We start from the raw sequence: 3,292 nt of genomic DNA on the forward strand, positions 1-3,292 counted from the left end.
CGCTTCCCGTCCACATCGTACTGCAGCGTCAGTCGTGCCGCCACAGGGTGACCATTCAGGTCCTCTGTCCTACCGTAGATCCGCATCGGACGACCGGTGACATAGCCGGTCGGAATGCTGTCGATGGTGAGCGAAAGGTGCATCAGCTTATACTCCTCTACCTGTAGAGACTCATCGCCGTAGGCGGTGCTGAGAGAGAAGCTTGAGAGATGCTCGTCCTTGGGGAGGGTAAAAGTGGCCTCCGCCACTCCACGATCGTCGGTGGTGATCGTCTGCGTCTCCAGTACCTCCTGCACCCCATCGCGGTATGCGACCAGCTTCACCTGCTGAAGTGTGTTTGGTTCGGCCTTCACCACCTCCCCCTTGCGGGTCACGGTGACGATGCCTACCTTCACCGTCTGCCCCCTCTTGTAGATCGGTCTATCGGTGTAGAAGTGTGTCTCTGCCTGTTTCTTCGGATTAGCTGTCCCGGCAGGCCACTTTTGCTCCCCATAAATGGTGAAGAACCGCTCCTCAAGCATTCGGGGATCTTTGGCACTGACAAAGAGGTACCCCCCTCTGGGCGGAGTCTGACGAACCACCACCTCGCCCCCTTCGCCTGTGTAGAGGGTAGCGATGGGGCGTTTGCGCTCATCACCGCGGAAGACCTTCACCTCCACGCCGGAGACCGGGCTGCCGTCCTGTCGGTCCATGGCATAGATCGTCCGGTCATACTGCCGCACGTCGATCTGATCCAGCAGAGTATTGCCCTGCCGAACCACCCCCTCGCGCTCGTTGTAGAGTGCCAGCCTATAGTACCCCACTCTCGGCAGGCGGAGGGACACCTTGTCGCTGATCCAGCGCGCCTTACCCGCCGGAGCTGTATAGGAGGCCAGCTTCGTCGCACGGCCCTTGCGGATCTGCTGCTCTACCTTGCGGTTAGCGCTTATGAGGTAGAGGTCGAGCGCCTGTCGCGTCGGCCCCTCTATCTCGACGATCGCCTCCCCCGTGTGTAAGTCAATGTAGGTCAGGTCTCCGATGGATGGTCTGTGCCCAAAGATCTGCTTGCCCATCTCCCTCAGCCGCTTCTCGTACGGATTGCCCGCCAGGGATGGCTCTATCCTGAGGTACTCAGCGTAGAGCTTACCCTCCTCTCGGATCCACTCCTCGGTCTTGTGCTCCGACCTGAGGGGGTCGAGCAGGCGTGAGCTGCGCTCTCGGAGATCTAGCATACGAACCACCGTCTGCTCCGGATGTCCCGCAAAGCGCTCAATATATGAGGGGTAGATATTCTCCTCCGACCGCTTCCCCTCCCACTCCAGCATGGAGAGTGCCTGGTCGCTGTAGCCTACCCTCAGAGCTTGGTCCAGCTCCCGGAGGTGAAGCTCCCGGAAGGCGTCAAAGCCCTTTTCCGCCAGCTGCTCCATCAGCTCAGCGAGGAGGGAGTACCCATTGCCCTCAGAGGGCACACCCAGTCGCCAGCGTCGGACCTGCCATTGATAGCGGAGTCCGCTCAGGTCGGTGGTGGCGCGCCACAGCTCCCGACGCTCCAGCTCTCGAGAAATCATCCGGACTAGCTCCTCTTCGGTCCGCTTTTTACTCCAGAGGAGAGTGTCAGGAGACTCATCTAAGGTGTCGTACTCCTCGATGGTGCGACCGGCATTGGCTGCCAGCCGACTTAGGTTATCAAGGAGAGAGAGCATCTCCTCCTCGGGGATCTGTTGCTCGTCCGCCATAGCTTGCTTGTCGATGGACCTGTGGCTCGCGATTCCGGTCGCGGAGATCACCCCAGCCCCTATGAGAAGGGTGGGAAGCAGGAGTGCTGCCGTCCGGGTCCGAATGATCTTATGTATCCTGTTATTCTTCATAATAAAGAGTGCTTTATCTGTCTCACTTCCTCCCTTGCCTGTGCCACCTCGGCGGGTGTCGCTCCAGCCTCGGTTGCTCGACGGAGATCCTCCTCCGCCTCCTTCTCCTCCCCATAGAGCATCCAGATCTCTGCCCTCAGGAGATACTCCTCGGCGTCGACACGATCGCCACTCCGGCGGATAATCTCCCGCACGTCGGCAAGTGCGTCCGACTTACGCCCCTGACGAATCAGGAGCCGTGCCCTCGCCCGATAGGCCGGTGCCATGGCGGGCTGCTGCTCGATCAGGTAGCTCAGCAGCTTCTCCGCCTCGACGAGACGCCCCTGCTTCTCGTACACCTCCGCCATCTTCACACGCGGAAGGTAGGCATCGGCATTGTGAGCAAGGATCTTCCGCAGATCCCCCTCGGCGGCACTCCAGAGCCCCATCTGCTCGTAAGCGAGGACTCGCTTGTACCGGTAGATCTCACTATTAGGAAACTTTGACACCAGTTCGTCATAGTCCGCCAGCGCTGTCTCCACACGCCCGATCCCTATGAGCAGGTCTGCCCGGCGCTCCCGTAGCTCCGGGATCGCCGGCTGACGGCTCACTGCTTGCGAGAGGAGATCCACCGCCTCGGTAGAGTCGCCCCGCGCCACCACCAGCTCGGCTAGGTTGCCGAGGAGGAGGAAGTTCCCCTCCGCCTCCGGCATCAGCTCCAGAGCATGCCGAAGCATCAGCTCAGCGCTGTCCGGTCTCTCCGCCTCGTAGTAGTCGAAGTAGCGCTCCACGCAGCCGGCATACGCCGTCTCCCTCTCCTCATCCGACTGAGCGGAGGCAAGGAGTAGGGGTGTGAGGGCTATGATGAGCGCAACCAGGGGTCTCGTTAGAGCATTCATCGGTGTACGTCTTCCATGCTATTGATAAAGAAAGGTACCCAATTTCCTCCACCTGACCAATCCTAATTGTTAAAGAAAGTGGTGAAAATGATGCTGAAGACGATACCGATAGAATAAGTCTGTCGGAAAAGAAGAGACGACTCGTCCTACCTCCTCAGTGCAGGGGGAGACTCCGCAGTCTCACCATACTTGGCCGAACCTGGATGACAATGGCGGATATCCGTAGGACGCGAAAGGAACCGTATACGAGTCGTCTCAGTAAAGTTTCTTGCTGCAAAGATACGACAATCCCAAGACCTCATTGTCTCATATCTGCACTCTCGGTCCATTACGCTCTCATCAGGTCAGCAGAGGGGCAGGTCTAGCAAGTCCGACAGGCTCATACCAAGGCTCACTAATATTTAGTGTAAGACCTTGCTATTGAACGCTCGAGGAGGAATGAGTGAGGGCGCACATCGGCTTACGATGTGCGCCCTCACTGAAGAATGCGGTGTGAAGTGTGATTACTTCGTCACATGGCCTGTACCGGTAGGCCAGTAGATGTTTTGATAGAGATAGCTGTTCTCC

The 3,292-nt window shown here is 58.6% G+C and carries 2 protein-coding genes; both read right to left on the reverse strand.

Going from position 1 to position 3,292, the window contains the following annotated elements; all coding sequences use genetic code 11:
• On the reverse strand, positions 1–1,847 hold a 1,847-nt coding region (locus tag Q0F21_RS06575), incomplete at its 3' end, for an MG2 domain-containing protein (RefSeq protein ID WP_297238476.1).
• Positions 1,844–2,725 carry a tetratricopeptide repeat protein gene (locus Q0F21_RS06580; protein WP_297238478.1) on the reverse strand — a complete coding sequence of 294 codons (882 nt, stop codon included), beginning with the start codon at positions 2,723–2,725 and terminating at the stop codon, positions 1,844–1,846. The genes Q0F21_RS06580 and Q0F21_RS06575, both read right to left, overlap by 4 nt.
• Positions 2,726–3,292: the final 567 nt, after the last annotated feature.

It is taken from the genome of uncultured Porphyromonas sp. (assembly GCF_934359325.1).
Taxonomy (GTDB): Bacteria; Bacteroidota; Bacteroidia; order Bacteroidales; family Porphyromonadaceae; genus Porphyromonas_A.

Bases quoted from the DNA above. Each gene is read 5' to 3' on its own strand.
- Q0F21_RS06580 (WP_297238478.1), bottom strand. From the start codon at position 2,725: ATGAATGCTCTAACGAGACCCCTGGTTGCGCTCATCATAGCCCTCACA.